Origin of the sequence: Deinococcus sp. YIM 77859 (assembly GCF_000745175.1) — a bacterium.
Taxonomy (GTDB): Bacteria; Deinococcota; Deinococci; order Deinococcales; family Deinococcaceae; genus Deinococcus.
In genome coordinates this window covers 1,867,412-1,893,695 of the sequence record NZ_JQNI01000002.1, presented here as the reverse complement: position 1 = coordinate 1,893,695, position 26,284 = coordinate 1,867,412, and the positions used below count along the sequence as shown (strand labels likewise).

At 68.1% G+C, this 26,284-nt stretch carries 28 protein-coding genes, 1 tRNA gene, 1 pseudogene and 1 riboswitch; of the genes and pseudogenes, 13 read left to right on the top strand and 17 right to left on the bottom strand.

The features are described from left to right. Positions 1-3: 3 nt before the first annotated feature. Together cobO and EI73_RS09345 are read right to left on the bottom strand one after the other, a co-directional pair. The gene (cobO, locus tag EI73_RS09350) at positions 4-618 is read right to left on the bottom strand and encodes a cob(I)yrinic acid a,c-diamide adenosyltransferase (RefSeq protein WP_081908996.1); all 615 of its coding nucleotides are present in this window, start codon (positions 616-618) and stop codon (positions 4-6) included. Continuing rightward, the gene (locus EI73_RS09345; protein WP_034386162.1) at positions 615-1,484 is read right to left on the bottom strand and encodes an ABC transporter substrate-binding protein; all 870 of its coding nucleotides are present in this window, start codon (positions 1,482-1,484) and stop codon (positions 615-617) included. Before EI73_RS09345 ends, cobO begins: the two co-directional genes overlap by 4 nt. A gap of 139 nt (positions 1,485-1,623) precedes the next feature. Continuing rightward, a riboswitch (cobalamin riboswitch) is annotated at positions 1,624-1,740 on the bottom strand. Positions 1,741-1,770: 30 nt separating this feature from the next. On the opposite strand from EI73_RS09345, the gene EI73_RS09340 reads away from it, so the two are divergent. After that, a complete protein-coding gene (locus tag EI73_RS09340) occupies positions 1,771-3,099 on the top strand; it encodes an MATE family efflux transporter (RefSeq protein ID WP_034386160.1) in 1,329 nt (442 codons plus the stop codon). Here the strand turns inward: EI73_RS09340 and EI73_RS09335 are convergent. The 3 genes from EI73_RS09335 to EI73_RS09325 are packed head-to-tail and all read right to left on the bottom strand — an operon-like array spanning position 3,094 to position 5,121. Beyond that, positions 3,094-3,663 (bottom strand): histidine phosphatase family protein, encoded by a 570-nt coding sequence (locus EI73_RS09335; protein ID WP_034388002.1) that lies wholly within the window; start codon positions 3,661-3,663, stop codon positions 3,094-3,096. The two genes, EI73_RS09340 and EI73_RS09335, sit on opposite strands and share 6 nt — an antisense overlap. Further along, on the bottom strand, positions 3,660-4,460 hold the full coding sequence (locus EI73_RS09330) for an adenosylcobinamide-GDP ribazoletransferase (RefSeq protein WP_081908995.1): 801 nt from the start codon (positions 4,458-4,460) through the stop codon (positions 3,660-3,662). The genes EI73_RS09335 and EI73_RS09330 overlap by 4 nt, the downstream gene beginning before the upstream one ends. Continuing rightward, on the bottom strand, positions 4,441-5,121 hold the full coding sequence (locus tag EI73_RS09325; RefSeq protein ID WP_034386158.1) for a metal-dependent transcriptional regulator: 681 nt from the start codon (positions 5,119-5,121) through the stop codon (positions 4,441-4,443). The genes EI73_RS09330 and EI73_RS09325 overlap by 20 nt, the downstream gene beginning before the upstream one ends. Before the next feature lie 74 nt (positions 5,122-5,195). On the opposite strand from EI73_RS09325, the gene EI73_RS09320 reads away from it, so the two are divergent. From EI73_RS09320 to EI73_RS09295, 6 genes are all read left to right on the top strand, one after another. Beyond that, positions 5,196-5,744 carry an RNA polymerase sigma factor gene (locus EI73_RS09320; protein WP_034386156.1) on the top strand — a complete coding sequence of 183 codons (549 nt, stop codon included), beginning with the start codon at positions 5,196-5,198 and terminating at the stop codon, positions 5,742-5,744. A gap of 10 nt (positions 5,745-5,754) precedes the next feature. Then, the gene (locus EI73_RS09315; protein ID WP_231557316.1) at positions 5,755-6,018 is read left to right on the top strand and encodes a hypothetical protein; all 264 of its coding nucleotides are present in this window, start codon (positions 5,755-5,757) and stop codon (positions 6,016-6,018) included. Next, on the top strand, positions 6,015-6,785 hold the full coding sequence (locus tag EI73_RS09310; RefSeq protein ID WP_034386155.1) for a sigma E regulatory protein MucB/RseB: 771 nt from the start codon (positions 6,015-6,017) through the stop codon (positions 6,783-6,785). Before EI73_RS09315 ends, EI73_RS09310 begins: the two co-directional genes overlap by 4 nt. A 31-nt stretch (positions 6,786-6,816) precedes the next feature. Continuing rightward, positions 6,817-8,082: a DUF1800 family protein gene (locus EI73_RS09305; protein ID WP_034386153.1), complete on the top strand. Its 1,266-nt coding sequence runs from the start codon at positions 6,817-6,819 to the stop codon at positions 8,080-8,082. Positions 8,083-8,143: 61 nt separating this feature from the next. Beyond that, positions 8,144-9,313, top strand: coding sequence for a DUF1501 domain-containing protein (locus EI73_RS09300; protein ID WP_034386152.1), 1,170 nt, complete (start codon positions 8,144-8,146; stop codon positions 9,311-9,313). Then, complete coding sequence (locus tag EI73_RS09295; RefSeq protein ID WP_231557315.1) at positions 9,301-9,762, top strand: hypothetical protein; 462 nt, start codon at positions 9,301-9,303, stop codon at positions 9,760-9,762. Before EI73_RS09300 ends, EI73_RS09295 begins: the two co-directional genes overlap by 13 nt. 215 nt (positions 9,763-9,977) lie before the next feature. On the opposite strand, the gene EI73_RS09290 is transcribed toward EI73_RS09295, so the two are convergent. Then, positions 9,978-10,181 carry a hypothetical protein gene (locus tag EI73_RS09290; RefSeq protein WP_034386151.1) on the bottom strand — a complete coding sequence of 68 codons (204 nt, stop codon included), beginning with the start codon at positions 10,179-10,181 and terminating at the stop codon, positions 9,978-9,980. Positions 10,182-10,631: 450 nt separating this feature from the next. Between EI73_RS09290 and tkt the strand changes: the two genes are divergently transcribed. The 3 genes from tkt to EI73_RS09275 all read left to right on the top strand — a co-directional run bounded on the left by tkt (position 10,632) and on the right by EI73_RS09275 (position 14,666). Continuing rightward, a complete protein-coding gene (tkt, locus tag EI73_RS09285) occupies positions 10,632-12,617 on the top strand; it encodes a transketolase (protein ID WP_034386149.1) in 1,986 nt (661 codons plus the stop codon). 170 nt (positions 12,618-12,787) lie between these two features. Then, a complete protein-coding gene (locus tag EI73_RS09280) occupies positions 12,788-13,696 on the top strand; it encodes an SDR family oxidoreductase (protein WP_034386148.1) in 909 nt (302 codons plus the stop codon). Positions 13,697-14,150: 454 nt separating this feature from the next. Further along, positions 14,151-14,666, top strand: a complete 516-nt coding sequence (locus tag EI73_RS09275; RefSeq protein WP_034387995.1) for a M23 family metallopeptidase — start codon at positions 14,151-14,153, stop codon at positions 14,664-14,666. Here EI73_RS09275 and EI73_RS16960 read toward each other — a convergent pair. The 4 genes and pseudogenes from EI73_RS16960 to EI73_RS09265 all read right to left on the bottom strand — a co-directional run bounded on the left by EI73_RS16960 (position 14,635) and on the right by EI73_RS09265 (position 16,580). After that, positions 14,635-14,820, bottom strand: coding sequence for a helix-turn-helix domain-containing protein (locus EI73_RS16960; RefSeq protein WP_197050756.1), 186 nt, complete (start codon positions 14,818-14,820; stop codon positions 14,635-14,637). The genes EI73_RS09275 and EI73_RS16960 overlap by 32 nt on opposite strands. 44 nt (positions 14,821-14,864) lie before the next feature. Beyond that, positions 14,865-15,062, bottom strand: a pseudogene (locus EI73_RS15935) (transposase); the annotation flags it as partial. A 244-nt stretch (positions 15,063-15,306) separates the two neighbouring features. Beyond that, entirely contained in the window at positions 15,307-15,930 is a 624-nt protein-coding gene (locus EI73_RS09270; protein ID WP_231557314.1) for a nucleoside deaminase, read from the bottom strand. A gap of 44 nt (positions 15,931-15,974) precedes the next feature. Next, entirely contained in the window at positions 15,975-16,580 is a 606-nt protein-coding gene (locus EI73_RS09265) for a GGDEF domain-containing protein (RefSeq protein WP_034386144.1), read from the bottom strand. Between the two features lie 259 nt (positions 16,581-16,839). On the opposite strand from EI73_RS09265, the gene groES reads away from it, so the two are divergent. Then, the gene (gene groES / locus EI73_RS09260) at positions 16,840-17,127 is read left to right on the top strand and encodes a co-chaperone GroES (protein WP_034386143.1); all 288 of its coding nucleotides are present in this window, start codon (positions 16,840-16,842) and stop codon (positions 17,125-17,127) included. A 34-nt stretch (positions 17,128-17,161) separates the two neighbouring features. Beyond that, on the top strand, positions 17,162-18,799 hold the full coding sequence (groL, locus tag EI73_RS09255) for a chaperonin GroEL (protein WP_034386142.1): 1,638 nt from the start codon (positions 17,162-17,164) through the stop codon (positions 18,797-18,799). A gap of 124 nt (positions 18,800-18,923) precedes the next feature. Here groL and EI73_RS09250 read toward each other — a convergent pair whose 3' ends face one another. The 3 genes from EI73_RS09250 to trmH all read right to left on the bottom strand — a co-directional run bounded on the left by EI73_RS09250 (position 18,924) and on the right by trmH (position 21,804). Beyond that, positions 18,924-20,165: a 2,3-bisphosphoglycerate-independent phosphoglycerate mutase gene (locus tag EI73_RS09250; RefSeq protein WP_034386141.1), complete on the bottom strand. Its 1,242-nt coding sequence runs from the start codon at positions 20,163-20,165 to the stop codon at positions 18,924-18,926. Between the two features lie 90 nt (positions 20,166-20,255). After that, the gene (locus EI73_RS09245) at positions 20,256-21,074 is read right to left on the bottom strand and encodes a TerC family protein (protein ID WP_051935589.1); all 819 of its coding nucleotides are present in this window, start codon (positions 21,072-21,074) and stop codon (positions 20,256-20,258) included. Between the two features lie 79 nt (positions 21,075-21,153). Then, on the bottom strand, positions 21,154-21,804 hold the full coding sequence (gene trmH / locus EI73_RS09240) for a tRNA (guanosine(18)-2'-O)-methyltransferase TrmH (RefSeq protein ID WP_034386140.1): 651 nt from the start codon (positions 21,802-21,804) through the stop codon (positions 21,154-21,156). A gap of 98 nt (positions 21,805-21,902) precedes the next feature. Here trmH and EI73_RS09235 point away from each other — a divergent pair, with 98 nt between their 5' ends. Next, complete coding sequence (locus tag EI73_RS09235) at positions 21,903-22,607, top strand: peptidoglycan-binding domain-containing protein (RefSeq protein WP_034386139.1); 705 nt, start codon at positions 21,903-21,905, stop codon at positions 22,605-22,607. A 194-nt stretch (positions 22,608-22,801) separates the two neighbouring features. Here EI73_RS09235 and EI73_RS09230 read toward each other — a convergent pair. The 4 genes from EI73_RS09230 to EI73_RS09215 all read right to left on the bottom strand — a co-directional run bounded on the left by EI73_RS09230 (position 22,802) and on the right by EI73_RS09215 (position 26,125). Continuing rightward, positions 22,802-22,878 (bottom strand) — tRNA-Arg (locus EI73_RS09230). A 52-nt stretch (positions 22,879-22,930) separates the two neighbouring features. Next, positions 22,931-24,334, bottom strand: coding sequence for a dihydrolipoyl dehydrogenase (lpdA, locus tag EI73_RS09225; RefSeq protein WP_034386138.1), 1,404 nt, complete (start codon positions 24,332-24,334; stop codon positions 22,931-22,933). A 98-nt stretch (positions 24,335-24,432) separates the two neighbouring features. After that, positions 24,433-25,569: a radical SAM family heme chaperone HemW gene (hemW, locus tag EI73_RS09220; RefSeq protein ID WP_034386137.1), complete on the bottom strand. Its 1,137-nt coding sequence runs from the start codon at positions 25,567-25,569 to the stop codon at positions 24,433-24,435. A gap of 67 nt (positions 25,570-25,636) precedes the next feature. Then, a complete protein-coding gene (locus EI73_RS09215) occupies positions 25,637-26,125 on the bottom strand; it encodes a hypothetical protein (protein WP_034386136.1) in 489 nt (162 codons plus the stop codon). Positions 26,126-26,284 lie beyond the last annotated feature (159 nt).

The window sequence follows — 26,284 nt, the reverse complement described above, 5'->3', positions numbered from 1 at the left end:
CCCCTAGTGCTCGATGCCGGCCTGCGCGCCGATCCCGGCCTCATAGGCGTGCTTGACGGGCTGAATCTCGCTCACCGTGTCGGCCAGGGCGATCAGCTCCGGCGGGGCGTCCCGCCCGGTGATCACCACATGCAGCCGGGGAGCACGCGTTCGCAGCGTGGCCTCGACCTCCGGCCAGGACACCCAGCCGTACTTGAGCGGATAGGTGAACTCGTCGAGCACGATCAGGTCATCCTCGGCCGCGAGGATGGCGGCCCGCGCCCGTTCCCAGCCGTGCGCGGCCAGGGCGGCGGAATGTTCCAGGTCGCGCGAGCGCCAGGTAAAGCCGTCCCCCAGGCCCTCGTACGGAATCCCCAACAGGTCGAGCGTGCGGTGCTCGCCGAACTTGGCGTGCTCGTGCTTCAGAAACTGAAAGAGGCGCACCTTGAGACCTCGGCCGTGCGCGCGCAGCATCAGGCCCAGGGCCGCGGTGGTCTTGCCCTTGCCCTTGCCGGTGTTCACGATGAGGAGGCCGCGGCGGCCCCGGGTCAGGTCTTCCCGCTTGCGGTGCTGTGCGCGCGCCTCCTCCAGTTCACGCATGGCCGCCTCGCGGCGAGCGGCGGTCGCGTCGCCGGTCATTTGAGCGCCTCGGGGTGTAGGAAACGGATCAGGGTGCGCAGCGCGTCGGGGAGGCGTGGACCAGGTCGCGAAAGGGCGTCACGCTCCTCGGGCGTGAGGGCGTACACCCGGCCCGACCGCACGGCCTGCACCCCAGCCCAGCCGGGGCGGTTGCGGGCGTCGTTGAGGCTGAGCCCCACCATCACCTGGGGGTTGGCCTTGACGATGAATTCGGGGTCGAGCTTGGGAAAGTCCCCTAGGCTGGCGGGCACGATCGTCCGCCCCCCCGCCTTGGTGATCAGCGTGCCGATAAAGGAGTTGGGGCCGACCGAGTAGGGGCTGGGATCCACCTCGTAGTAGGTGCTCACCTTGGGAAGCCCGGCGACGCTCTGGCTCAGGGCGTTGAGCTCGCTGCGCAGGCGCGTGATCAGGCGGGTGGCCCCCGCCTCGCGGTTCGTCAGCCGGCCCAGCACGGCGATTTTTTGAAACACCTCGTTGTAGGTCTGCGCGGTGCCCCCGTACACGGTGAGGCCCGCCGCAGCGAGCTTTTCGGTCAGGCGCGATCCCGCCGACTCATCCGCCAGCACCAGATCGGGCTTGAGGGCCAGGATTGCTTCCAGGTTGGGCTGATAGGCGCTGCCCACCTTGGGGAGCTTGTCGGTGACGTTTTTGGGGAAGTTGCTGAAGCGGTCGACTGCGACGAGCCGGTCTCCGGCGCCGATGGCAACCAGGGTCTCGGTGTGCGAGGGCAGCATCGCGATGATGCGCCTCGGCTCGGTCCGGAGGGTGACGGTGCGGCCAAGGTCGTCGGTGACGGTGAGGGGGTAGGTGGTGGCGGCGGCCCCAGGGGCCAGGCTCAGAACAGCAAGCAGCAGAAGACGGCGCATAGACTCCGGCGTGCAGGAGGGACAGCAGGAGCGGGCGCACGATAACCCCGCTCCAGCCGCGGGCCAGAGCGGGGCAGACAAACACGGTCAGCCTCCTGAAATTCGGCCCTCTAACGGCGAGAGGTGTCCTCGCCCAGTCAGCGGGCGGGACGTCCCTGGGGGGCATTCGGGCTTGACAGGCCAGGCCTGCTTACCGTTGCGCGACAGCGCCGGATTCTCACCGGACTTCCCCGCTCCCAGGTGGGATCAGGATAGCAAAAGGGCGCGGAGTGCTAGCGTGCCGGACATGTCCGCTGGTTCCGCCGCTCCGCCCCAGGGCCGCACGCGCGAGCTGCTGCGCCTCGCCTGGCCGCTGATGCTCTCCAACCTGGCCTACACGGCGGTGGGGTTCACCGACACCCTGCTCATGGGCCGCCTGGGTGTGGTGGAGGTCGGCGCGGTGGGCTTTGCCAGCATCTGCCTGCTCACGCTGGTGCTGCTCCTGCGCGGCAGCGTGAACACCGCCGCCACCTTTGTCGCTCGGGCGCTGGGAGCCGGCGATCCGCCGGGGGTGCGCCGCTGGGCGTGCGTGTTTCTCAGCGTGGCGCTGCTTGGGGTGCCGCTGGCGCTGCTCGGCCCGGCACTCCTTGACGGGCTGTTTACCCTGCTGCACCCGGACCCGCAGGTCACCGCCGTCGCCCGCGGGTATGCCCAGGTCCGCGTGTGGGAAATCCCGCTTGTCATGCTGGGAAGCGCCGCCCTCTCCGTGATGGTGGGCCTGGGCAACACCCGCACCCCCATGGGGCTCGCCTGGCTGGTGGTGGTGTTGAATGCCGCCCTCGCGCTGCTCTTCATCTTCGGGCTGGGGTGGGGCGTCGTGGGAGCGGCCTGGGCCGCCGTGATCGCGGTCAGCGTGCAAAACGGGCTGGCGCTGCTGCTGCTCGCGCGCCAGCACGGGCCCCGCTTTGGGCCGTTCGGGCTCGTGCGGCCCACCCGCGCCGAGGTGAGGAGCCTCGTCCGCGTCAGCCTGCCCGCCGGGATCACCGAACTCGCAGAGGTCTCGGCCTTTACGGCCTTTCAGGGGGTGATTTCCCGCCTGGGCCCGGTGGAGCTCGCCGCCTCCCAGATCGCCAACCAGCTTGCCAGCCTGGGGTTTTTGCCCGCCTTCGCGCTCGCGTCGGCCACCGGGAGCCTCCTTTCACGGGCGCTGGGAGCGGGCCGAGCCGAGATCGCCACCCGCATCGGCTGGCGGGGAGCGAGCATCGCCGCGGGGCTGATGGGCCTCCTCGCGCTGCTGTTTCTCACCCTGCCGCAAGCTTTGATCGGCCTCTTTAATCGCGATCCGGCGGTGCTTGCGGTCGGAAAGACAGTCCTCGCGGTGATGGCCGCCTACCAGGTGTTCGACGGCGTGGCGATTGTCCTCGGCGGGGCCCTGGGTGGCGCGGGCGATACCCGCTTTCGGCTGATCGTGACCCTCGCGGGCGCGTGGCTGGTGATGGTGCTGGGCGCGACTTGGCTGGCACCGCGCTTCGGGGTCGTCGGGGCGTGGGCGTCGGCGCTCGTCTTTATCGCCTTTGCTGCTGTGGCGTATGCCGTGCGCTTCGCCTCGGGGCGCTGGCGAAAGGTGGGGCTATGAGGGGCCGGTCAGTTCGGTCAGCCACCAATGGCCCCCGGCGCGGCGCAGGGTCGCCACCGTACCGGGGGGCGTGGCGACGGCGCGCAGACCAACCGTCAGGCGCAGGGCGGCCTGCAGGGGCCCGGCGTGGGTAAAGGCCACGGCCTCGCCCCGCTCGGGCAGCGTGGCAAGCCAGGTCTGCAGGCGGGCGTGAAAGGCCGCGCCCGTCTCCCCTCCTGGCGGTCCCAGGTCGGAATGCGGGTCGGCCAGCCCGTCAATCCAGGCCCGGGGCGCTTCTCCAAAGGCCGCTTCCAGCTCGGCCCAGGTGCGGCCCGCCATCACCCCGAAACGGGCTTCGGCGAGGGCGGAGACGGGTACGGCCTGCGGAAAGCCGGCGAGCGCCGCCGTCTCGCGGGCGCGCCGGCTGGGAGAGGTGTAGGCGAGCGCCCCGGGGGGCAAGCGCAGGGCGGCAGCCAGGTTGCGGCCTGCCGCAGAGAGCGGCGCGTCCTCGTCCGGGCGGGGATACCGTCCCTCCACGTTGGGCAGGGTGGGGGCGTGCCGAACGAGGTGCAGGGTGAGCGTCAACCCCGGCCCCAGGCGTAGGCGCACAGGGCGAGCAGTTCTGCCGTGACGATCAGCAGGCCGTACACGTCCCCGTTGAGACCCCCGCCCAGGCGCGCCGCCGCGTAGCGGGCGGTCAGCAGCACCCCGGCGAGGGCCACGAGGGCGGCGGCCCAGGCCCCCGGCAGCAGCAGGGCGGGCAGGGCGAGCAGCAGGGCGGGCAGCAATCGGCCTTCGCGCGAGCGGGCCCCCAGCGACTCCTGCCGCGCCGCCGGGTAGAGGTTCATGGGGAGCAGCACCAGCAGCCGCGCGACCACCGCCGCGACCAGCGGGGCAAAGACCGGAAGCGGCGCCGCCAACAGGCTCCAGAGAACCAGCAGCGCGGTCACGCCGCTGGCGAGGCCAAAGGCGCCCACATGCACGTCACGCAGGATTTCCAGCCGCCGCTCGGGGCTTTTCATGGCCAAGAGGGCGTCGGCGCTGTCTACCAGCCCGTCAAAGTGCAGCATCCCGGTGAGGGCCAGCCAGGCGGCCACCGCGAGGGCCGCCTGTACCCCCTGCGGCAGAGGCAGCGGAAGCCAGAGGGTGAGCGCCACCAGCCCCCCCACAGCATATCCAGCGAGGGGATAAAAGGCGCTTGCCCGCGCGAAATCGCCGTCCTGGACCCGGGTGACGTGGGGAAGGGGCAGCGTGGTCAGGAAGGTCAGGGCGAGGTGCGCGGCGCCCAGTTGGCGGTGCCACAGGGAACGCGGGTCCGTCGCAGGCCGATCACGCTCGGCTGCTGCCGGGGGGCTGGGCGGTTCAGGCGGTGGCGTCACCATTCCCGTGCACCTGCACCTGCGCGGCCACGGCCAGCGCCAGGGTGAGCACCCGCTCGCCGGGCAGCGTCACGGTGAGGGTGCCCAGCGCGGCATCCACCTGCCGAACAAGCACCACGGCGCCGGGTGTTAGCCCCGCCGCCAGCAGGGCCCGCAGGCCCGCCGGATCGCGATCGGGAACGCGGGCGACGGTCGCCGTCTCGCCCGGCGCGAGCTGCGTCAGCCGGCGCTCGGCGCGGGTGGGCAGCTCACCCGCCAGCGTGGGGATAGGGTCACCGTGCGGGTCGTGGGTGGGGTCACCCAGCCAGGCGGCAATGCGCGCTTCGAGCCGCTCGGAAAGGGCATGTTCGAGCTGCTCGGCCTCCTCGTGCACCTCGTCGAGGGGCACGCCCAGCGCACGGTGCAAGAAGAGTTCGAGCAGCCGGTGGTGCCGCAGCACCTCCAGCGCCACCCGCTGCCCTTCTGCGGTGAGGCTGGCCCCCTGGTAGGGCGCGTGGGCGACGAGGCCCTGCTCGCTGAGCTTACGCAGCATGCCGGTCACGCTGGCGGGCATCACGCCCAGCGCGTCGGCCAGCGCCTGCGTGTTGACCTTGCCGCGCTGCCCCAGCAGGTACAGATGCTTGAGGTAGTCCTCGGCGGAGGGCGAGAGGGTCAGGCGGGCCATGCCCCCAGTCTAGGGGAGGGGCGACTCACCGGGAACTTTTTCTTCGCCGGCAGTCTCCTACCCTTGAGGTGACCTTGCAATCCCTCAGTGACGCCCAGCTTGTGCCCCTCGCCGCGCACCCCGGCCCGCACCGGGAGGCGGCCTTTGAGGCGCTGGTGCGGCGGCATGCCCCCCGCGTTCACCGCCTGGCCGCAAGCACCGTGGGTCCGGGGGCCGCCGACGACGTGGTGCAGGAGGTGTTTATCAGCGTGTACCACCACCTCAGCCGTTTTCGTGGGGAGGCGCAGTTCAGCACCTGGCTGCACCGCGTCACCCTGAACGCCTGTCACAAGGCGCTCCGCGTTCGCCCCACCCTGCCCCTTGACGAGGCCCCGGAGCCGGCTGCGCCCCACAGCCCCGCCCGCGCCGGAGAGCAGGCGGACCTGCGCGAGCGGCTGGCCTGGGCGATGCGTCAGCTGCCGCCCGAGCAGCGCGACGCCGTGGCCCTGCGGGAACTCGCGGGCCTCGAGTACGCGGAGATCGCCGGGGTGCTGGGCGTGGAGCTGGGAACCGTGAGGAGCCGGATCGCGCGCGGGCGGGCAGCCCTACGGGCACTGCTGCTGGAGATCGGGGTCACGCCGTGAGGAGAAGGCGATGATGGATGACTTTGAACTGGATAACCTGTTCGCACGGGCTCGGGAGGAGACGCCCGCCGACGCGGGAGCAGCCGAGCGCTTCCTTGAGCGGCACCGGTCGGCAAGGCAAGACGCGCTGGCTCGTCCCCGGGCCGTGTGGTGGCCCTGGCCGCTCGCGGGCGCGGCCGTGCTCGCCGGGCTGCTCGCGGCGCGGCCCTCCCCCGCCCTGCCGGCGAGTGCGGCCTACGACACCTACCACAGCGTTCTTGGAGAGGGCTGGTGAGCCGGCGCCTCTGCTTGCTTGCCGCGCTTCTGGCGGGAACGGGGCGGGCGAGCGACCTCGAAGCCCTGACCGCAGCCCTACAGCAGGCGCGGACGCTGACAGCGCGGGGCAGCGTGGAGGTCCAGGTCTTGTTTCCCCCCCGCGCGGTGCCCACCCGAACGGCGCAGGTTCTTCCCCGGGTGCCGTTTCGACCCGCCCTGATCGCGCAGCACTTTCACGTCACGCAGCGGGAGGCCGCGCCGATCGCCGGGCGGGACGTGACCCGTTTCGACCTCACACCCAAAGTCGGGCAGGCGGCGCGTTGGACCCTCTGGATCGACCGCACCTGGAATGTTCCCCTGGCCTATGAGGAACGGATGCCGGACGGGAACCTGGCCCGCCGCGCCGCCTTCACCCGGGTCAGCGCGACCCCGGTGCGCCGCTCGCAGCCGGTACCCGCGGTGCCCGCAGGCCTGCGAGCGGCGGTCCTGGCGGCCCTCCCCGGTCTGCGCTTTCCGCCCGGCTTCACCCCGACGGAAGTCCAGGCGCGGGCAGCGGGTGGAGTGGAGATTACCCTCAGCGACGGAATCAACGTGCTTGCCCTGGTGATTGCCCCCCGAAACGTCCGCGCCGCGCCGGGGGTGGCCTCGCGCCGAGTGGGGCAGCACTTCGTGTGGCTGGTCGGGAACCTGCCGGACGCGCCGCTTCGCCGGGCGCTGGCCGAGATCGAAGAGGTGAAGACAAGGCGGCTGGGAACTTTCCTGGGGGCCAGCGCCTCCAACACTTGACCATGTGCCCTGCTTCGTGTTTGGAGGTTCCATGTCCCTAAAGCCCCTCTCCCGCCCCCTTACCCTGGAGGACGCCGCGCACCTGCTGCGCCGCACCGCGTTCGGTGCGACAGACGCGCAGATCCGCGCTCTGGCTGGCCGCGACGCCCGCGAGGTGGCGCGCGAACTGCTCGCCTTTGATCAGAGGCTCGCGCCGGACAACCCCTTCAAGCCGCAGGAGGCCGCCACGCCCGGCGCAGGACTTCAGCTCACGCGGGCCGGGTGGCTGTACGAGCTGCTGTACGGGCCCCATCCCCTGCGCGAGGTGCTGGTGCTCACCTGGAGTAACCACTTTGTGATCGGCACCGACAAGGTGCGGAACGTCCCCATGCTCGCCGCTTACCTCGCGCTGCTGCGCCGTCACGCCGCCACCGCCGATTTCACTCGCTTCACGCTGGAGGTGGCACAGTCCCCCGCCATGCTGCGCTACCTGGACAATGACCAGAACCGCCGGGGCAAGCCCAACGAGAATTTCAGCCGCGAGCTGCTGGAACTGTTCACGACTGGTCTCGGCCACTACACGGAAGAGGACGTACGCGAGGGGGCTCGCGCCCTGACCGGCTGGACCTTTGAGGGCGGGCGCGGCAACCAGAGGTTCCTCGAAGAGCCGCGCTTCGTGTTCCGGGCCGGACAACACGACGCGGGCCGCAAAACCTACCTGGGAACAAGCGGCTTCCTGGGGGGCGAGGACGTGATTCGCCTCGCCGCCACGCACCCAGCCACATCCGTGTTCATCGCCCGCAAGCTGCACCGCGCCTTGGTGGCCGATACACCCGACGAGCAGGCGGTCACGGCGAGCGCCACGACCTTTCGCCAGACCAACGGCAACATCCGGGCCGTGCTGGAAGAACTCCTGGCCAGCGAGGTCTTTTACGCGAGCCGCGCCGCGATCATCCGCAGCCCGGTGGCCTACATCGTGGGTGCCGTGCGCGCCCTGGGCCAGCCCAAGCTGGAGGCCAAGCAGATTCTGAACCTTGCCCAGACCGCCGGAAAGATGGGACAGCTCCTTCTCCAGCCCGACACGGTCAAGGGCTGGGACGGCGGGCGCGAGTGGATCAACGACTCGGCGCTGCTCCTGCGGATGCAGGTGGCGGCGGCGCTCACGCTGGGCAGCAAGGCTCCTCAACGAACGGAGCCGCCCTCCACCCTGGCCCTGCTGGGCACCGAACGCAGCCCGTGGCAGGCGGCCCTCGCCGGCCTGAACGCGCAGCAACGCACGTACCTGACCCTGATCAGCCCGGAATTTGGGCTCGCCTGAAGAGGCGTACACAAGAGCAGCTGCCCCCAGCTTTTCTTCACGCCTTACCCCTGAGGTAACCATGGACCGACGTGAATTCCTGAAGTACTCCGCCCTCGCCGTCGCCGTAACAAGCGGTATGCCGGGCTTTCTGGCGCGGGCCGCCGCCCAGGCAAGCGGCACCAAGACGCTGGTGGTGGTGCAACTGACCGGCGGCAACGACGGCCTGAACACGCTGATTCCGTACTCCAACGGCGCCTACTACGCCGCACGGCCCAGCATCGCCATTCCCAAAAAGGACGTGCTGACGCTCACGCCCGACCTGGGCATGCACCCGGCGCTCAAACCCCTGATGGGGCTGTGGGACGCGGGGCAGCTCGCCTGGATGGAGAACGTGGGCTATCCCAACCCCAACCGTTCGCATTTCGCCTCCATGGCGATCTGGCACACCGCCGACCCCACCCAGGGCCAGGCAGAAGGCTGGATCGGACGCCTTGCCGAAAAGATCGGCGATCCTTTTTGCGCCTCCAACCTGGGGGGCATCACGCCCCAGGCCCTGCGGGCCTCTGCATTCAGCCTGCCCTCTATCGACGGGGTGGACAGCTTCCAGGCCAAGCTCCCAGCGGGCCTGGAGGGCGCGTTTGAGGCGATGTTGAAGACCCCACGCACGGGCGAGGCCGCGTACCTGGGGCAGGCCACCCGGCAGATGCTCGCCAACACGCGCCGAGTGCAGCAAAACGTGCGCCGCTACCGGGAGGGTGCGCGCTACCCCGAGGGCCGGTTCGCCGCCGCGCTGCGCGACGCCGCCCGCCTGATTGCCGCCGGAACCGGCCAGCGTGTGCTGTACGTCTCCCTGGGCGGCTTTGACACCCACGCCGGGCAACGGGCCGAGCAGGATGGACTGCTCGCCGAACTCGCCGCGGGCCTCGCAGCCTTTCAGGCCGATCTGGAGGCGCAGGGTCTGGCGGACCGGGTGATCGTGATGGGCTTTTCGGAGTTCGGGCGGCGAGTGGCGGAGAACGCCAGCGCGGGCACCGACCACGGCAAGGGCAGCGTGATGTTTGCCCTGGGCCGCGGCGTCCGGGGCGGCATTCACGGCGAGAGCCCCGACCTAGAAGACCTTGCAGACGGCGACATCAAGTACCGGCAGGACTTCCGCGGGATCTATGCCGAGGCCCTCACAAGGTGGCTGGGCCTGGACGCCCGCGAGATTCTGCGTGGGGACTTCGGGGGACCGCGGTGGATCGCGTAACGGCGCGCCTGGGCGCTGCGCTTGCCGGGCTGGTGCTGCTCTCCGCCCCCGCCGCCCTGGCCCTGCCGAAGTACCGCCTTCAGGCCGCGCAGCAACTCGGCCATGACCGGGACGATCCGCTGTGGCAGCTGTCCGGGAGGGTGATGCCCTGCGTGACCTGCCACCTGCGCCCACAGGGCGGCGAGGGCTGGAACGCGTTCGGCGAGAGCCTGCGCGCGGGCTTCCGCCAGCACCCGGGGGCGAAGTTTGGGGACGTCCTGTACAGCGTTCTCACGGCAGAGGCCGACGCGGACGGCGACAGCTACCCCGACGCGCTGGAGTTCTACGCCCGCACGCTGCCCGGTGACCCGAACAGCCGCCCGCAGCGCCCCCTCGCGGACCTTCAGGCCGAATTCGAACGGGCAGGCGGCCTGAAGCAGTACGCGCCCCCTAAAGGCACGGCCCGGTAGGGCTCACCGCGGGAGGAGAGTGGACAGCAGGGGGGCCTCCAGGCAGGAACATGGGCGAGGTGAGCACTCCTTCCCACGTCCGGGACGACGCTTGCCCCGCGCAGCGCCGCTCCCCCTGCCCCCTCTGGGGGTGGGGGCAGCCCGCACCAAGATGCCCGGCCCCATCCCACACCAAAGAAAACCCCGCCGCGGCGGGGCTTGTTTCTCTGGACTGCTTAGGCCGCGAGTTCTGCCTGAATCACCTGAAGCCGCCGTCCTCCCGCCAGCTGCTGCACGATCTCGGCGCGCAGTGCGTTGGCCTTTTCCAAGCCCAGATCCTCGATCAGCCGAACGAAGTCGATGGGCTGGTAGGCGTGCGCCCCGTTCGCCTGGGCGTGGAAGAAGTAGGACACCAGCTCTTCGAGGGTCAGCCGTGACATGCTCTTAATATACCCTTAACCTCTGAACTTTTTCTTACTCCTGGCCGAGTTCTGTGAGGCTGTCTCCTGCCCCTTTCCCAGCGGTCACCTCGGTGAGTGAGGCGGGCGACCGAGCAGGCGAAGCAGGCCCGAGGGGTGCCCGGTGCATATTCACCCACAGCCCATCCCCCAGAAGCCCTCCCCATCACCCTGCCGGGAATTCATCTGCAATTCAGAACTGGGCCACATTCACAGATCAGCTTGACAAGATTACGCCATCACCGTATTCTGTCCTTACCGGAATGGGAGCGCCGTGGTGTGCTCGTTCGCCTGCCCGGAGGGACCCCAAAGCGGCCCCAACTTCAGCTTTAGACGGTGCCCCTGCCGGAAGAAGGTGGGGGCACGTGCTTGGCTGATCGCGTGTGGAGACACCTCCGCGCTGGCCCTCACGCTGCCCGGTACACTGCTCGCATGACTGCCGTACAACAGGATCTCGATCAGCTCAGCATCAACACCATGCGAACGCTGGCGATCGACGCGGTGCAGGCGGCCAACAGCGGTCACCCCGGCGCGCCCTTGGGAGCGTCTCCAATGGCCTATGTGCTGTGGCAGCGCTTCCTGCGCCACAACCCGCGGAACCCGGAGTGGCCGGGCCGTGACCGCTTTGTGCTCTCGGCCGGGCACGCCTCCATGCTGATCTACTCGCTGCTGCACCTCACCGGCTACGACATGCCGCTTGAAGACATCAAGCGCTTTCGCCAGTGGGGCAGCAAGACGCCCGGACACCCCGAGTTCTTCCATACCAAGGGCCTCGACGCGACCACCGGTCCCTTAGGCCAGGGCGCGGCGATGACCGTGGGCATGGCGCTTGCCGAAGCGCACCTTGCCGCCCGCTACAACCGCGCGGGCTTCCCGATTTTTAACAACTACACCTACGGCCTGCTGGGCGACGGGGACCTTCAGGAGGGCGTGAACCACGAGGCTGCGGCCCTTGCCGGACACCTCAAGCTCGGCAAGCTGATCTGGCTGCACGATGACAACCAGGTGCAGCTCGACACGGCCACCGCCAAGGCCGAATCGGAGGATGTGGCCGAACGCTACCGCGCCTACGGCTGGCAGGTGCTGCGGGTACAGGACGGCAACGACCTCACCGAAATCGAGAACGCGATCCGCCAGGCCCAGCTGAACACCGAGCAACCCACGCTCATTCAGGTTCGTACCGTGATCGGCTTCGGCAGCCCCCGAGCGGGCACCAGCAAGGCGCACGGCGAGCCCTTGGGCGAGGAGGGCGTCGCCGCCACCAAAAAGGCCCTGGGCTGGAACTACCCGCCCTTCACCGTTCCCGACGAGGTGCGCGCCCATATGGACGCCCGGGAACGCGGCGCGGCGTGGGAAGCTGAGTGGCAGGCCCTGCTCGACCGCTACCGTGCCGAGTACCCCGACCTCGCCGCCGAGGTGGACGCGCTGCTTGCCCGCCGCCTGCCCGAGAACCTGGCCGAGGCCCTCCCCTCCTTTGAGGTGGGTGGCAAGGCGATCGCGACCCGCAACGCCAGCGGGGAAGTCATCAACGCGCTGGCCAAGGTGGTCCCGGGTCTGATGGGCGGCAGCGCGGACCTCTCCGGCAGCACGAAGACCACCATCAAGGACGGCGGCGAACTCCTGCCCGGAAGCTACGAGGGCCGCAACGTGTACTTCGGCGTGCGCGAGTTCGGCATGGCCGCTGCCGGCAACGGCCTGGCGCTGTACGGGGGGCTGCGGCCCCTCGTGGGCACCTTCCTGGTGTTCGCCGATTACCTCAAACCCGCCTTCCGACTCTCCGCGCTGCAATTCCAGCCGGTTACGTACGTCCTGACGCACGACTCCATCGGTTTGGGCGAGGACGGCCCCACGCACCAGCCCATCGAGCAGCTCGCCATGCTGCGCGCCGTGCCGGGAGCCCGGGTGATTCGTCCCGCCGATGCGAACGAGACCGCCGCTGCCTGGCAGATGGCCCTGGAGTACGGCAAGGGCCCGACGGCGCTGGCCCTCTCCCGCCAGGATCTCCCGGTGCTCCCGCGAAACCACGCGGGTGTACGCAAGGGGGCCTATGTGGTCCGCGACCCCCAGGACGGTCCGGCACAGGTCATTCTGATCGCGACCGGCTCGGAAGTCAGCCTGGCCCTCGACGCGGCCGAGGCCTTGGCCGGGGAGGGCATTCGGGCCCGGGTCGTCTCTATGCCCTGCATAGAAGTCTTCCGTGAGCAGGACGCCGGGTACCGCGACTCGGTGCTGACTCCCGGCGTGAAACGGGTGGCCATCGAGGCAGCCAGCCCTCTGCCCTGGTACGAGTGGGTGGGAACAGACGGCGCCGTGATCGGCATGACCACCTTCGGCGCGTCAGCCCCCGCGCGGGTGCTGTTCGAGAAGTTCGGCTTTACCGTGCCCAACGTGGTCAAGGTTGTCAAGGGCGTGCTCTGACCGCTCAACGCCCTGGCAAACGCTTCCTTGTGGAAGTTGTCATGGAATTCATCGGGGGGCAAAAAGCCCACATACCGAAGCCTTTTTCCGTCCAGCACGGCCTTTAGCCCGTCTCAAGCTTGTGAGCCAGACACAGCGGGCGGGCGGGACGCCGTGGAAGAGTGCCCGACATGACGAAGGATGACAGGAAGCAAAACGTCCAGTCCGAGTCGGCTCCGACGGAGAACTTTCCCCAACAGGCTTCGGGCGAGACCCAGGCCCAGGAGCCGGGTCACCAGTCGGAGATGAACCAAAAGCCCATCACCATTCGCGATGATTACCGTGGCAGCGGCAAACTGACGGGCAAGGTCGCGCTGATCACCGGGGGGGACAGCGGGATTGGGCGGGCCGTCGCCGTGCACTTCGCGCGCGAGGGCGCTGACGTTGCCGTGGTGTACCTCGACGAGCACGAGGACGCGCAAAGCACCGTGGCGCTTGTGGAGGGCGAGGGCCGCCGCGCTCTGGCGATCAGCGGGGACATCGGCGACCCGCAGTTTTGCCAGCAGGCCGTGCAGCAGACCCTTCAGGAGCTGGGTCGGCTCGACATTCTGGTGAATAACGCCGCTGAGCAGCACCCGCAGCCCAGCATTACGGACATCACGCCCGAGCAGTTGGAGCGCACCTTCCGCACGAACATCTTTGGCATGTTCTACCTGACCCAGGCGGCGCTGCCGCACCTGAAGCAGGGTGCAACCATCATCAACACCACCAGCGTCACGGCCTACAAGGGAAGTCCCCAACTGCTCGACTACTCCAGCACCAAGGGTGCCATTGTCGCCTTTACCCGCAGCCTCAGCCAGAGCCTGGCGGAACAGGGCATCCGCGTGAACGCTGTGGCTCCGGGACCGATCTGGACGCCCCTGATTCCCAGCACTTTTGAGCCGCAAAAGGTCGAGAGCTTCGGCCAGGACGTCCCCCTGAAGCGCCCCGGCCAACCCGCTGAAGTCGCGCCCGCCTACGTCTTCCTGGCCTCGGAGGACAGCAGCTACATGACCGGACAGGTCCTGCACCCGAATGGCGGCGAGGTGGTGAACGGGTAGGAAAAAGCGAGAGCGGGAAGGGCGCTACGGCTTTTGCCCAGCGCCCTTCTTGTTGTTCTCCAAACCCTCCTGCCCGGCGCCTCTCCTCTACCAGAGGGGGTAAGCAGCCCACCGCTGGTGGCACGCTCGGCAGGGAAGGGGGCGTTTGGTGAGTCGGCTCCAGCAGCAGCGCACTCTGCGAGCGGAGCCGCACCCTGCCAGACATGCCCGAGAGCGGGCATCGTGCGGGTTAGGACCGGAGGGATGTTGGAGGTCGCCTTCGTCGATGGCGGCGATATCGGCAAAGAAACCCCGGGCGCGGCCAGGATTCGCCTGGTTGTCCCGGTTTCGTCGGCTGGAACGTGGCCTTCATTCCTCGCCACCCGCGTTCTGCGCTGGCCTCCCCGAGCAGGAGGGCCACTCGGTGTTGGAAAGCAGCGGGCCAGCTCTCATCCCGCTCCGCCATGCTGGGGAGGTGCGCCGCCTCCTTCGCCTCCTTCTCGTGCTCGCCGTACTGGTCGGGGCCGCCTCTCTGCTGTGGCCCGCCACCAGACAGGCCTGGCGGTACGTGGCGCTGCTCTCCGCGCCGGCGCCCACCGAACAGAGCCTTCCCAATCCCCTGCCGGGCCAGCGTTTCGTGGACACCTGGGGCGCAGCCCGCAGCGAGGGGCGGCGGCATGAAGGGGTGGACATCTTCGCGCCGCGCGGCACGCCCATCCGCGCCACGACGCGCGGCCTCGTCCTCAACGTGGGCGAGAACCGGCTGGGGGGCCGCACCGTGACCCTCCTCGGGCCCGGCGGACAGCGGCACTATTACGCGCACCTCGACCGCTATCCGGACCTCCAGGAAGGCGACTGGGTGGAGGCTGGGGACGTGGTGGGCTATGTGGGAGACAGCGGCAACGCGAAAGGCACGCCCCCGCACCTGCACTACGGGATCTATGAGCTGGGGGGCGCGATCAACCCCTATCCGCTGCTGCGCCAGGATTGAAGCCACGCCGTCTCGTCCTGCTTCTTGAGGGCGGTGAGTTCGTGGCTGAGCGGCGAGAGACGAAGCGGCGACTCCCGGCCAGCGCCAGGAAGGCTTGCCCCTGCTCTTGGGTGGGGCACAACCGAAACCTGTAGACCTTGCGCAGCGTCGCCACCGAGTCCCTCGTTTTTTGGGCGGCGATGAACTCCGCTGCTGACCCAGGAGGAGCGTGTCTCCCTTGAGCGCGTGCATGACCTGAGCCGGAGACACGTCCGGCCCCGTAGCAAGGGACAGGTGAACGTGGTCGGGCATGACCGCAAGGGCGTTGACTGTCCAGCCCATCTCCGCGCACTCCTCGTTGGGCAACTCCTTCAGGGGTGCCGCCACCGGGCCGACGAGCACCTTCCGTCTGCGGCGCGCCCACCGTATGGGCGGCGGGCGGTCAGTTGCGACCATCCACCGGCACGCAGGGCACTCCGGCTCCGGTTTCAGCCCACACTCTTGGCTGTAAGCGCCCGGTGCGGCGTGAGATTCACGCGGTCAGCAGTCGCGCCGCAGGGCCGCAACCCGGCCATCAACCCGCGGTCCCCGTGCTCGACCCAGACAAGGCACGGCCGGTGCGGTCGGGGGAAGGCGAGAGGTCCCGTGGACCTGGCCCCGGTCACGGGGCCCCTCCACCCAGAACGCCCAGAACGTCCCCCAGGGCTGCCCCAGCCGAGCGCAGGGCCTGCAGGGTGCCCCGGTCATGCAGTTCGTGTGCGGCGGCGAGGTCTTCTCCATACTCCTGAAAGGCCTGGAGGACAGGCCCGAGTCTGCTGTGCCCCGCTTCCAGAAAGCCCACCAGCGCCAGCCGCAGCGCCAGCCGCTGCACATTCTCCGGCGCGCGGCCCACCTGAATCCTCTTCCCCGACACGTAGGGATCGTCGGTCAGCAGCCGGGTGCAGCCCGCCCAGGGGTCCGGCGCAGCATACTCCACCGCCCGCAGCCCGCTCATGGCGATGGCCCCCGCACACTGCGGACAGGGTTCCACCGTGGTCAGCACCGTCCAGCTGTAACACTCCGGACGCGGCGTGGCAGACAGATTCAGCAGGGCATTGATCTCAGCGTGGGCCAGGTCATGCCCGCTGATGACGCCCCCCGCCGCCCCGCGAGGCTCGCTCAGCCGGTTGCGCCCCCGGGCGATCACCTGCCCGGCCCCGTCCACCACGACGGCTCCGATGGGATAAGAACCCCGGCAGTAGGCCATCCAGGCTTCGGAGAGGGCGGCGTGCCACCCTTCTGACAACCTCTCCTGGGGGCTCTTCTCCCCCTCCCGCGAAGCTGCCCCGGTCACAACGCCTCCCGGTACCGCTCGATCAGGTGTTCGAGCGCCTCGCGCAGCAGGGACGCCTCGGTCCGGCCCAGCGCACCCGAGAGCTTGGCGAGGCGTTCGAGCTGGCTTTTGGGGTAGTAGTTGGACTTCAGGATCATCTTGCTCTCCACGTAGATGCAGGCCCGGCTGCGGCCCTCGCGTTTGGCGCGCAAGAGTGCCTCGTCAGCCGCACGGTACAGGTCGGCAAAGGTGTGGGCGTGCGCGGGCCGAGCAGCCAGGCCAACGCTCAGGCTGAGGGTGCGCGGCCAGTGCGGATCGCGGTGAATGTGAAAGTGCCGAATCACCTCGTCAAAGAGAATCAGGGCCGTCTCAGCAGCCGTTTCAGGCAGGATCACCCCATACTCGTCACCCCCCACTCGCCCGATCACGCTGCCCGTGGGGAGGCTGCCCGACAGCAGGCGTTCCACGTCCCGCAGCACGCGGTCCCCTTCCGCGTGCCCGAGGGTGTCGTTCAGCAGCTTGAAGTGGTCAAGGTCAAGCACCGCCAGGGTCACCGGAGCCCCGTTGAGCGCCTCAAACGCGTCTTCAAACGCTGAACGGGACAGAATGTTGGGTCGGGGCATAGGTCTCCTCCAGGAGAGGCACACAACGTTTGCTAGATATATGTATTACGTATATACGTTGGGCATTGTGATGTCAAGACATGGGCCCAAAAGCAGCGTGCTGGCGCAGCTTGAGCGCACAAGACTCAGATTGTCAGATTCAAGGTGTTGACTTTCTTGAGCCGAGGGGACTACTATTCCGTCTGGAACGGCAAAAAGCTGCCGGACTGCTCGGCAGCCTGCCGCCACGCTCACATTTCACTTCACAGGAGGGACACCCATGCTGAAACCACTGGGCGACCGCGTTCTCGTTGAGATTATCGAAGAAGCCGAGCAGAAGACGGCTGGGGGCCTGTACGTTCCCGATACGGCCAAGGAAAAGAGCCAGCGCGGCAAGGTCGTGGCCGTTGGCAACGGCAAGCTGCTCGACAACGGCACGCGCGTCGCGCTGGACGTGAAAGAAGGCGACACCGTGTACTTCGCCAAGTACGGCGGTACGGAAGTCTCCCTGGACGGTAAGAACTACTCCATCCTGAACGAGCGCGACATCCTCGCCATCGTCGAGTAATTCTCAACTTCACTTCACCTGAGGAGGAAGCCACATGCCCAAGCAACTCGTGTTTGAAGAGAATGCCCGCCGTAGCCTGGAACGCGGCGTGAACGCCGTTGCCAATGCCGTCAAGGTCACCCTGGGGCCGCGCGGCCGCAACGTCGTCATCGAGAAGAAATTCGGCAGCCCCACGATCACCAAGGACGGCGTGACCGTCGCCAAGGAAGTGGAGCTCGAGGACAAGCTCGAGAACATCGGCGCGCAGCTTCTCAAGGAAATCGCCTCCAAGACCAACGACATCACCGGTGACGGCACCACCACCGCTACGGTGCTCGGCCAGGCCATCGTGAAGGAAGGTCTGCGCAACGTTGCGGCGGGCGCGAACCCCCTTGCCCTCAAGCGCGGCATCGACAAGGCGGTTGCCGCCGCGACCGAGGAGATCAAGCGCCTGGCGGTGCCCGTTGAGGACAGCGACGCCATCAAGAAGGTCGCGGGCATCTCGGCCAACGATCCGCAGGTTGGCGAGGAAATCGCCAACGCGATGGACAAGGTGGGCAAGGAAGGCGTCATCACCATCGAGGAGTCCAAGGGCTTTGACACCGAAGTGGACGTCGTGGAGGGGATGCAGTTTGACAAGGGCTACATCAGCCCCTACTTCATCACCAGCCCCGATACGATGGAAGCGGTCCTGGAAGACGCCTACATCCTGATCAACGAGAAGAAGATCAGCGCCCTCAAGGATTTGCTCCCGGTGCTGGAAAAGGTCGCGCAGACCGGCCGTCCGCTGCTGATCATCGCCGAAGACGTGGAGGGCGAGGCGCTTGCCACCCTGGTCGTGAACAAGCTGCGCGGCACGCTGAACATCGCGGCCGTGAAGGCTCCTGGCTTCGGTGACCGCCGCAAGGAGATGCTGCGCGACATCGCGGCCGTGACGGGCGGTCAGGTCGTCAGCGAGGACCTGGGTCACCGCCTGGAGAATGTCGGTCTCGACATGCTGGGCCGTGCCAAGCGGGTCCGCATCACCAAGGACGAGACGACGATCATCGACGGCATGGGCAACCAGGCCGAGATCGACGCCCGCGTGAACGCCATCAAGGCCGAGCTGGAGACCACCGACTCTGACTACGCCCGCGAGAAGCTCCAGGAGCGCCTCGCCAAGCTGGCGGGCGGTGTGGCTGTGATCCGTGTGGGGGCCGCGACCGAGACCGAACTCAAGGAGAAGAAGCACCGCTACGAGGACGCCCTCTCCACCGCTCGCTCGGCGGTCGAGGAAGGCATCGTCGCGGGTGGCGGCACCACGCTGCTGCGCGTCATTCCCGCTGTTCGCCGAGTCGCCGAGAGCCTGGAGGGTGACGAGGCCACCGGTGCGCGCATCCTGATTCGCGCCCTGGAAGAGCCCGCCCGTCAGATCGCCGCGAACGCGGGCGAGGAGGGCAGCGTCATCGTGAATGCCGTCGTGGGCAGCGACAAGCCCCGCTTCGGCTTCAACGCTGCGACGGGTGAGTACGTGGACGACATGATCGCCGCGGGCATCGTGGACCCCGCCAAGGTCACCCGCACGGCCCTGCAGAACGCTGCCTCCATCGGCGCTCTGATCCTGACGACCGAAGCCATCGTCAGCGACAAGCCCGAGAAGGAAAAGGCCCCCGCCGGTGCTGGCGCGCCGGACATGGGCGGGATGGACTTCTAAAGCAGGCGAGCAGCCCACAGCCCAAAGGAGCCGGAGCCTAGGCCCCGGCTCCTTTCTTGGTGCAAGGGGACGGGGGCGAACAACCCCTCAGTCCCCCTATTTGGCCCGCTGGCCGCTTCGCTTCCTACGCCCCGTACTTTTGCAGCTTCAGCGCGTTCGCCATCAACAGCGGCATCACGTCGGTGCCGCGGCGCAGGCCCAGGCTGCCCTTCCCCGCCTCCTCCTCGGTGTAGCGCCCGGCAAGGTCTTTGCGGCCATAACGGCTCTGAATCAGCAGCGGAACGGGGTGCCAGGAGTGGCTGGCGAGCTTGCTGGGCGTAGAGTGGTCGCCCACGATGCACAGCACGTCGGGCTGAAGGGCCCGCAGCTGGGGCAGCAGCGCGTCGAACAGCTCGATTTTTTTCACCTTGGCGAAGAAGTCGCCGTCCTCTCCGGTGGAGTCGGTTTTCTTGACGTGCCAGTAGAAAAAATCGTAGTTGTCCCAGCTCTTTTCCAGGGCCGCGACCTTGCCTTCTAGGGCATCCTCCTCGCCCTCGACCTCCAGCACGTCCATGCCGACGAGGCTGGCCAGGCCCTTGTACATCGGATAGCTGGCGATGCAGGCGGCGCGGAGCTGGTAGATGTCCTCAAAGCTGGGGAAGTGGGGCACGTCGCTGTAGCCGCGAAACAGCACCCCATTCACCTGCGGCTCGTCCGCGAGGGCAGCCTCGGCGCGGGCGACAAAGGCGTTGACGAGGCGAGCCGTGCGCTCGCTGGCAGGGTCATGGCCTTCGGCGACCCGGGGGGGCACGCCGGTGACCTGCGGGTCCACATCGCTGATGTTGGCACCCAGGCCCTGCCCGGCCTCGTCCAACCCCTGCCCACGAAACACCACCACAAACCGGTGTTCGGATTCGGTGTAGATCTCAACCGGCGTGCCGTCAATCTCGGGGATGGCGGCCCGCAGTTTGGCCACAACCTCGGCGTTTTTCTCGTTGCTGGGGCGGCCCGCGCGGCGGTCAGCGATGATGCGGTTCTTGCCGAGCGAGGCGAAATTGCCGCGCACCGCCACGTCTCCGGCTCGCAGCTTGACCCCGATTCCCACCGCCGAGAGCGCCCCGCGCCCCACCACGTACTTGAGAGGATCATACCCGAACAGGCTGAGGTGACCCGGACCGCTGCCGGGGGTGATCCCCGCGCCGACAAGTTCGACCAGGCCAAGTTGCGATTCCCGGGCCAGCGCGTCCAGGTTGGGGGTCTGGGCGGTGGCGAGTTCGGTATCACCGTTCACGGTGAGGGGCAATCCCCCCACTCCGTCGAGCACGACCATCAGGATCTTGCTGTCGGTCTTCTTGGCGAGGGGACGGATGGTGTCGATCAGGTCCATAGGGGTACTGTAGCGCTGCCCTGCGGCCCGGCAGCCGGAACCTATAGGAAACCGGCCACCCCGAACGAGGCGGCCGGGCACCGGTGCGGCCTAGCGTCCGTCGACTCGCCCGTCGGCGGCGTCCGCGACGGTGTCATCCATCTGATGCACAACGGCTTCGGCCCGCGCTTCGGCCTCCGCATCACTCATGGCCGGCTTGCGGGTGGCGATCACGGTGCCGATGATGGCGATGGCCGCCATCCCACCCCAGAAGACCGCCTGCGGGAGGTGCAGCGTGGGCACAGCCGGGAAGTGCTCGTGAGCCGCCTCCAGCGTCTCGATGCCGAGCTTCACAGCGATCCAGCCCACCAGCGCGTAGGCGACGTTGTCAAAGGCCGGGTACTTGTTCAGCAGCTTCAGGAAGATGGTCGCGGCAAAGCGCATCAGGATGAGGCCGATCACCCCACCGATCACCACGATGGTAAGGCCCTGCTCGGGGGGCATGTCCCGCGGAATCAGCGCCACCCCCGCCAGGATGGAGTCTACGGAAAAAGCCAGGTCGGTGAGATTCAGCAGCACCACGGTCGCCCAGAAGCCGCGGCCCCGAGCACTCGCCGCCGCCTCATCCTCACTGTGGCCCTTTTTCACGAAATGGCTGATTGCCAGGTACGCGAGGTACAGGGCCCCAAAGGCCCGCAGCCACCAGTACTCCAGCACATAGGAGGCGAGCAGCACGCCCAGGATGCGCAGCACCACCGCGCCGCCGATCCCGTACGCGAGCGCCTTGCGTTGCAGGTTCACGGCGAGGTGCCGCACCATCACGGCGAGCACCAGGGCGTTGTCAGCCGAGAGCAGGCCCTCGAGCAGGAGCAGGGTGCCGAGAATCGCCCAGGTCTCGGCGTTCAGGGGGGGCATTTCGAGTCCGAACATAAACACGTCAGTCTAGCCCCCCGAGCCAGGCAACGGGAGGCGTACAAAACAAACGGAATGCAAGAAGGGCGGCTGCGCCCTAGCGAACGATCTGCCCGGCCTCGTCCAGCGCCGGATAGGGCTCCCCACGTTCACGGTACCCGGCGGCAAGGTCCGGGTACGCCCACTCGAAAGCGAGGCGGTGGAGGTCATGGGGCGCAAGCTGCGGCGTGCCGTACATGCCCGCCCTCAGGCGCTGCCGCTGCGCCTCAAAGAGGATGGTCGCGGCAGCCACCGAGACGTTGAGGCTCTGCACCATCCCGAACATGGGAATGACGATGTTGGCATCGGCCGCGTCCGCCGCCTCATCGGAGACGCCCCACTTTTCTGCCCCCAGGAGGATGCAGGTGGGGCGGGTGTAGTCTGCCTCGCGGTAATCCACGCTGCGCTGTGAAAGGTGGGTGGCCAGCACCTGCATGCCCTCAGCTTGCAGGGTTCGCACGGCGGTCAGCGCGTCCGAATGGGTTTGGACGGCCACCCACTTGTGGGCACTGCCGCTCGTCGCGTCGAAGGTAGGAAGCGCGCCGCTTTTGGGCGGGACGGCGTGTGCGGTCAACACGCCCACAGCGTCACAGGTCCGCAGGATGGCACTGAAGTTGTGGGGCTTATTCACCTCGTCCATGAGCACAGTCAGCGTGGGCTGCCGCCGGCGAAGAACGCGCAGGATCTTCTCGTACCGTTCAGGCGTCATCGGGGAGCCAGGGTAGCGCATGGTGAGGCAACGTGGCCCCCAAAGCCCAGTGATCCGCGCCTCAGTCCCCGTCCGCTCCGGCGTGCTAGCAAGGCGCTATGAAGGTCCCTGCCGCCCTGCTCGCTCTGCTGCTCGCCGCACCCGCCCTCGCTGCCCCCACGGGACAGGATGTGACGCGGGCCGCCACGCGCACCGCACAGGCACTGGGTGGGGTGCTGCGCGACTGCCCGGCCAGCTTCGCCCGCATCGGAACGGATCAGAAAGAATGCGTGGGCCTCAGCGCCAACGTGGAGCAGGCCCGCACCCGGCTCACGGCGGCCTTGGCGGATGACCTGTACGGCGTATGGCGCAGCCGTGACGGGCAACGCAGCGTGTACAACTGGGTACGTACGCCGGGCGGATACGTTTACCTCCGACTGCAACCCGACCCGGAAGGCCGCGCGCGGACGCTCGCCTACCTCGACCTGCCGCCCAGCCGTCAAGACAGTGCCGCGCCCCCTTCCAGCACAACCAAAACACCGAAGACGCTGGCACCCGTGCCCTTTGCGCGTACCCTGGAGCTGCGAACACCCCGTCTACACGGCGCCGATGTGCGAGCGGTACAAAACCGGCTGATCGCCCTTACGCGCCCGAGCGGGGGCGGCCAGGGAGACGGTTGGTACGGTCCCGTCACCGCGGCGACTGTCCGGGCTTTTCAGACCGCCAACGGGCTTCCTGCCACCGGCCGGGTCGACCGCACGACCTGGGACGTCCTCTTTCACCCGCAGGCCAAACCCTTTGCAGCAAGCAGCATTCGCCGGTGACAAAGCTCCCGGCACGCAACCGGGAGCGATTCCTGCCCGACTTCACCCGGCCGGGTTGAGTTGTGGAACGTCCTCAGCCTACGGGGCCTTTCTCACGCCTCCATTTGGACCGGGTCAGGGAACCTTCATGAGGGTCCCTTCTGAAAAGGCCGTGGGAAGCAGTGAAGGAGGCTGCTTCCCACGGCGGCTTGTTCTGGTGCACTCGCCGCGATTCGAACGCGGGACCTGCCCCTTAGGAGGGGGCCGCTCTATCCAGCTGAGCTACGAGCGCGCAGCGGCAGGAGTATAGCAGCCCAGGGCCAGGCCGGAGTGTCACGCCGAGATCAGCGGTTCATGATGTGAATCGCCTGCTTGTGGCTGGCCTCGGCAGCTTCCAGTACGCTCTCCCCAAGGGTGGGGTGCGCGTGGATGGTCAGGGCGATGTCGGTGGCGGTGGCGGCCATCTCCAGCGCCAGACTGGCCTCGCCCAGCATGTCCGAAGCGTGCGGGCCCACAATATGCACGCCCAGCACCAGGTCAGTGTCCTTTTCCACCACCATCTTCACGAACCCGTCGGTCTGCTGAAGGGTCATCGCGCGGCCCGAGGCGCTGAAGGGGAAAGTCCCGGTCTTGACCTCGTAGCCCTTGTCCCTGGCCTCCTGCTCGGTGAGGCCCACCCAGGCGAGCTCGGGGCTGGTGTACACCACGCCGGGAATGGCGACCGCGTCCTGCGCGGCAGGTTTTCCGGCGATCACCTCGGCCGCAACCAGCCCTTCTTTCATCGCCTTGTGGGCCAGCATCGGGTTTCCAGCCACGTCGCCGATCGCATAGATGTGGGGCACATTGGTACGCTGCTCGCGGTCGGTGGGAATGAAGCCGCGCTCGGTCACGGTCACCCCTGCCGCCTGTACGTTGAGGCCGTCCGTGCGGGGGCGGCGGCCTACCGCGACCAGCACGCGGTCAAAGACCTCGGTGCGCTTTTCTCCGGTCTTGACGCTCTCCAGCTCCACGTGAATACCGTCCGGCTTCTTCTCCGCTCGGTTCGCCTTGGTTTCGGTCTCGATCTCGATGCCTTGTTTCTTCATTGCCTTGCTGAATTCACGAACCGCGTCGGCATCAGCTCCGGGGATGATGGTGGGCAGAAACTCGATCACCTTTACCTTGCTTCCCAGATTGGTGTACACGTGCGCAAACTCGAAGCCGATCACGCCGCCCCCCACGCACAGCATCCGCGCGGGGATGGGATCGGGGACGACGAGCGCGCCGGTAGAATCCACAATCTGCTGCTGGTCCACCTCCAGCCCCGGCAGCCGGGCAGGCTCCGAACCGGTGGCGATAATGATGTTTGCGGCGGTGTAGGTCTGGTCACCCACCCGGACGGTATGCGGGTCTACAAAGCTCGCTTGGCCCTGGAGATGCGTCACCTTGTTCGCCTTGAAGAGGCTGCCCACGCCACCGGTCAGCCGCTTGACGATGCTGTCTTTCCAGCCGTTGAGCTGGGCCACATTGAGCCGCTGCTCGCCAAAAGAGAGGCCGAAGTCCGCGGCGTGGCGAGCGGCGGCCACCGTCTCCCCCGCGTGCAGCAGGGCCTTGGTGGGAATGCAGCCCACGTTCAGGCACACGCCGCCCAGCGCTTCACGCTCGGCGCAGGCAACCTTGAGGCCGAGCTGCGCCGCTCGAATCGCGGCGTGGTAGCCCCCCGGCCCAGCCCCGATCACGAGCAGGTCAAAGTCCATCTGTTTCGTCATGGGGGCAGTCTAACGCGCGCCCCAAACTCGCACCAATGACCGCTGGCAGAAGTTGGACAGGAGGCACTGACCAGCCGTGCTGGTGAGTCGGGCGAGGTTCACGCCTCCAAAAAGTCCGTGACCACCCGGTTGAGCAGCCACCAGCCGGACGGTGTGGCGCGGAGCTGCTCACCCTCCAGCACGAGCAGGCCCCGGCGCACGTTGGCCGCAATGGCCGCCCGGTACCGCTCCTGCACGTCCAGGCCAGCGCGCCGCGTCAGGTCCGCGAGGTTCACGCCCTGCCGCAACCTCAAGCCCATGAAGAGGGCATCGGTGACGTACTCCTCGGCGTCTACCGGTTGCGTTTCTCCCCGCGCGCCCTCCAGCCACGCGTGAAGCTGAGGGTTGGTGCGGCGCAAGGTCAGGGGGGAGGTGTGCGGCTCCCAGGCCTCCGTCAGGGGATAGTGCCCCGCCGCTCCCGGTCCTAGCCCCAGGTACGTCCGGTTATGCCAGTAGGCGAGGTTGTGGCGTGACTCCTGACCGGGACGCGCGTAGTTGCTGACCTCGTAGCGGGTAAACCCCAGCGCGGTCAGCAGCGCCTCTGTCTGCTCGAAGCCCGCGCGTTCGTCCTCCTCCTCGACCGTCACGCCGCGGCGGGCAAACTCGGTGCCCGGCTCGACCGTCAGGGTATAGGCGCTGACGTGACCCACGCCCAGGGCCACCAGCGCGCGAATGTCCTTTTCGAGGGGCTGGCCGGGCACCGCCGTGATCAGGTCGCCGCTCACGCGAAAGCCCCTTTCCACCAGCAGCGTGACCGCCTCGCGGGCCTGCCGGGCATCGTGCTGGCGACCCAGAAACTTCAACGTGGCGTCGTCGAGGCTCTGCACGCCCACCGAGGCGCGGTCAAACCCCAGATCACGCCACAGGACCGCTCGCCCTGCGCTCACGGTACCCGGATTGATCTCCAGCGTGTTTTCCAGACGGCCCCAGCCCAGGTGACGGCGAATGCCCTCCGTTAGGGCCGTGAGTTCCGCGTCTCGCAGAAAGCTTGGGGTCCCTCCACCGATGTACACCGTGTCGAGGTCCACGCTGTACTCTTCTGCCAGCCGCGCGGCCTCCTCCTCCACCCGCACCAGATACTTCTCGACCAGCCCGGCCCGGCGCGTCAGCACATGAAAATCGCAGTACGGGCAGATGGTCGGGCAGAAGGGCACGTGGACATAGAGGTGACGAACAGTCGGGTCGAGGACGGGCACGGGGGCAGGGTACGCGGAAACGCGAAGGCGGTGCGGGGTGAAGGTCGCGTTTGCTGCCCTTCTGCCCTTAGCGGCCGTGGGGCGTCGCGTCCATCCAGGCTTCGAGCACCGCCTGCACACGGTCCGCCACCGTGACGACGACGGGCAGGCCCAGGGACGCCACTGCGCTCGCGGCGGGGCACTCTCCCGCCTCGTCCGCCGTCTTCAGGGCGCCCCGCCAGGCTGGAAACTCGCCCCCCTCACGGTACTCGGTGCCGCCCGCGTCGTCGATTCGGCGCTCGGGAACGTGGACGGCCGGACCCGCAGCAAGGGCCCGTGAGGCCACGACCACCACCCCGCGCGGTTCCAGTTCGCGCAAGGCAGCAAGGAGCGGCGTCAGGCCGTCGTGGACGAGCAGATTCACCTGACCCTTGCCGTCCAGCGCGGCGAGTTGCGGCGGGACGCCCGCGGCGAGTTCGGGTGGAGCCGCCACCAACCAGCGGTGTCCACCCGCCCGGCCCTCGAACCCCGCATGGGCCGAACCGTACACGTCCGTCCAGGTGCGCTTGTGTTCCATGGCCGCCAGGATACGGAAGGTGGGCGCGACCCTGGCGAAACGGCGCGGAGCAAGACTCCGCCATTCGGCCCAGCTCCCCTGCGTCACTCCGCCGATGCGGGCCGGGGGGGGTCAGGCGCACCCTGGAGGCAGCCGGGCCGGGAACATCCCCACGGCGAA

What these genes read in the sequence shown, in the direction of transcription:
- cobO (WP_081908996.1), bottom strand. Translation starts at nt 618, where the DNA reads ATGACCGGCGACGCGACCGCCGCTCGCCGCGAGGCGGCCATGCGTGAA.
- EI73_RS09345 (WP_034386162.1), bottom strand. Translation starts at nt 1,484, where the DNA reads ATGCGCCGTCTTCTGCTGCTTGCTGTTCTGAGCCTGGCCCCTGGGGCC.
- EI73_RS09340 (WP_034386160.1), top strand. Translation starts at nt 1,771, where the DNA reads ATGTCCGCTGGTTCCGCCGCTCCGCCCCAGGGCCGCACGCGCGAGCTG.
- EI73_RS09330 (WP_081908995.1), bottom strand. Translation starts at nt 4,460, where the DNA reads ATGGTGACGCCACCGCCTGAACCGCCCAGCCCCCCGGCAGCAGCCGAG.
- EI73_RS09325 (WP_034386158.1), bottom strand. Translation starts at nt 5,121, where the DNA reads ATGGCCCGCCTGACCCTCTCGCCCTCCGCCGAGGACTACCTCAAGCAT.
- EI73_RS09315 (WP_231557316.1), top strand. Translation starts at nt 5,755, where the DNA reads ATGATGGATGACTTTGAACTGGATAACCTGTTCGCACGGGCTCGGGAG.
- EI73_RS09305 (WP_034386153.1), top strand. Translation starts at nt 6,817, where the DNA reads ATGTCCCTAAAGCCCCTCTCCCGCCCCCTTACCCTGGAGGACGCCGCG.
- EI73_RS09300 (WP_034386152.1), top strand. Translation starts at nt 8,144, where the DNA reads ATGGACCGACGTGAATTCCTGAAGTACTCCGCCCTCGCCGTCGCCGTA.
- EI73_RS09290 (WP_034386151.1), bottom strand. Translation starts at nt 10,181, where the DNA reads ATGTCACGGCTGACCCTCGAAGAGCTGGTGTCCTACTTCTTCCACGCC.
- tkt (WP_034386149.1), top strand. Translation starts at nt 10,632, where the DNA reads ATGACTGCCGTACAACAGGATCTCGATCAGCTCAGCATCAACACCATG.
- EI73_RS09280 (WP_034386148.1), top strand. Translation starts at nt 12,788, where the DNA reads ATGACGAAGGATGACAGGAAGCAAAACGTCCAGTCCGAGTCGGCTCCG.
- EI73_RS09265 (WP_034386144.1), bottom strand. Translation starts at nt 16,580, where the DNA reads ATGCCCCGACCCAACATTCTGTCCCGTTCAGCGTTTGAAGACGCGTTT.
- groES (WP_034386143.1), top strand. Translation starts at nt 16,840, where the DNA reads ATGCTGAAACCACTGGGCGACCGCGTTCTCGTTGAGATTATCGAAGAA.
- groL (WP_034386142.1), top strand. Translation starts at nt 17,162, where the DNA reads ATGCCCAAGCAACTCGTGTTTGAAGAGAATGCCCGCCGTAGCCTGGAA.
- EI73_RS09250 (WP_034386141.1), bottom strand. Translation starts at nt 20,165, where the DNA reads ATGGACCTGATCGACACCATCCGTCCCCTCGCCAAGAAGACCGACAGC.
- EI73_RS09245 (WP_051935589.1), bottom strand. Translation starts at nt 21,074, where the DNA reads ATGTTCGGACTCGAAATGCCCCCCCTGAACGCCGAGACCTGGGCGATT.
- trmH (WP_034386140.1), bottom strand. Translation starts at nt 21,804, where the DNA reads ATGACGCCTGAACGGTACGAGAAGATCCTGCGCGTTCTTCGCCGGCGG.
- EI73_RS09235 (WP_034386139.1), top strand. Translation starts at nt 21,903, where the DNA reads ATGAAGGTCCCTGCCGCCCTGCTCGCTCTGCTGCTCGCCGCACCCGCC.
- lpdA (WP_034386138.1), bottom strand. Translation starts at nt 24,334, where the DNA reads ATGACGAAACAGATGGACTTTGACCTGCTCGTGATCGGGGCTGGGCCG.
- EI73_RS09215 (WP_034386136.1), bottom strand. Translation starts at nt 26,125, where the DNA reads ATGGAACACAAGCGCACCTGGACGGACGTGTACGGTTCGGCCCATGCG.